The sequence below is a fragment of the Paraburkholderia bengalensis genome (genome assembly GCF_037126505.1).
GTDB lineage: Bacteria > Pseudomonadota > Gammaproteobacteria > Burkholderiales > Burkholderiaceae > Paraburkholderia > Paraburkholderia bengalensis.
The window spans coordinates 1-1,912 of record NZ_JACFYJ010000231.1 but is presented as its reverse complement, the minus strand read 5'-3'; the positions used below and the strand labels follow the sequence as shown (position 1 = coordinate 1,912).

Sequence of the window (1,912 nt, the reverse complement as noted above, 5' to 3'; positions counted from 1 at the left end):
CCAATCGTGTCGTACGGCTTTCTGGACGGGGTCACGTTGACGATCAACGGCGCGGTGGTGTTCGTTCCTGTCGCACGCGCCCAATCCGCTGGACCGCCCAGCGACATTTCCAGTCCATCAGTGCAGTATTCCGCTTCGCAACTGGTCTGGTGGAGTGCCAGCGGCGTCTACTTCGCGGCATCGGACTGTGCCGGCGGGGGCTACCTGAGCATTTTCGACGCGTTGTATAACTTCTACGCTCCCTCAAGGCCGTCGATTCCTGTGCGGGCGGGGGCAAACGTCACCTTGTACATCGCCGCGGACAGCGCATCGGCGCACACCTCTGTCAGTTCTTTCTTTTCGACGGCATTGAGTCGTTGTGAGTCCTTTCAGCCGGATTCGATAGAGCTATGGAAGTCCGAAAGCACGTTTGACCTCACGGGTCGTTACCCTGAGCCGCTCAGCGCGCATTACTGAAGAAAGGTCAGGTTATGGTCCCGCTATCGCGCAGCGTTGCATTGATCTGCTGCTTACTCGCAGCAGCGGCGTCGTACGGACAAGACCAACGCGGGTTGGATAAACGTAACGCTGAGCGCGTCGCTGCGGTGTTCGACGCAAACGGCACTTACGTCGGAAACGCCGAAGCATTTGACGCGAACTTCGGCGTCGAAATGGCGATCAATGGCGCTGTGGTTTACGTGGGTATCCAACGCTTATCGGACGACAATTTTTCCAATGCATCGGCTTCAAGATTCCGGTGGAAGGCCATCGACTGCACGACGGCCGCCAACTGCAGCAACCCACTGCTCGTCAGTTGTGGGGGGGGCTTTGTGTCCGACCAGGCCGTCCATGGCGATCAGACGCGGTTCAGACGTGACTCTCTACATTGCAACCCCGTCGAATTCGATCGCAGGCAACGCCTTTAATCCCGAGTGGGCGGTGGAGGCGACCTACGATCTGACTTTGCACCATCCGGAGCCACTGACTGTCCGGTATTGAGCGACCAGAACAACCGATAGGAGGAACTCATGCGTCGGCTGATTGCGGCAGCGCTTCTGACTTGCGCGGCGACGGCATCGTCAGGCGACGATGCACATGGAGACCGCCATCCATCTCAAGACAAAGAGCCACGGCATCTGCAGCTTCTGGACGCGCAAGGCCGCCGGGTCGGCCGACTGACATCGCTTGGCGGCGCCGACGGCGTGCTGCTCGTTAGTAATGGCGTGCCGATATTCGCGGCGATCGAACGAAGGAGCGACACCAACGGAACGTCTGCGACTGACTTCCAGTGGTCTGCGCCGTCCGTCCTTTCCTACCCGACGGCGGGCTGTAGCAGTGCGCCCATGGTTCGGTACGACTCGAACGCATACAGGCAACAGGCCGCGCGCCCGTCCATGGCCGTCAGAAGTGGTCCGGACGTCGTCATCTATATCGCGTCCGACGGCTACTCGACTGCGGTTAGAAACGTCTCGGCGTTTTCAGCGACTCACGGTTGCGAAGAACTGGTCGGTGCGCCGAGAAACATATGCCCCGACGGCTGCGTTTGGCCACCGTCCCACGCGTATGTGTTGCCGTACGCATCGCAGGCATGGCCCGTCGCGGACACGTACGATTTGACCGGCCGGTTCCCCGAGCCACTCACAATCGGTGATTCCTCGCGAGCTACGCAAAGCGATACAGATCGCAGCGGACAACATCGCAGATAAAACGCTCGTAGAAGTAATTCCTGAGAGCCCTTCGGTCTTCGTCTCGTTTGACAGGCTCGCGGCGGGGGCCGCATGGGACGACTACGTCGAGTACCATTTTCGCTGCCTGCATTGCAATGAAGCTTTTTGGTTGCACGCGGAAAGGTATCACGGTAGCGCTGGGTATTGGGAACCGAAAGCCCCAGCATCGATACGCGACCGCATCAACAACTAGCCGGAACCGGCCA

Annotated in this window: 2 protein-coding genes; both read left to right on the top strand. The window is 59.5% G+C overall.

What is annotated here, in order from left to right; all coding sequences use genetic code 11:
• Nucleotides 1-456, top strand: a 456-nt coding sequence (locus H3V53_RS42880) for a hypothetical protein (RefSeq protein ID WP_336602994.1), incomplete at its 5' end; no start/stop codon positions are given.
• A gap of 14 nt (nucleotides 457-470) precedes the next feature.
• Nucleotides 471-905, top strand: a complete 435-nt coding sequence (locus H3V53_RS42875) for a hypothetical protein (protein ID WP_336602993.1) — start codon at nucleotides 471-473, stop codon at nucleotides 903-905.
• The last annotated feature ends 1,007 nt before the right edge of the window (nucleotides 906-1,912 follow it).

What these genes read in the sequence shown, in the direction of transcription:
- H3V53_RS42875 (WP_336602993.1), top strand. Translation starts at nt 471, where the DNA reads ATGGTCCCGCTATCGCGCAGCGTTGCATTGATCTGCTGCTTACTCGCA.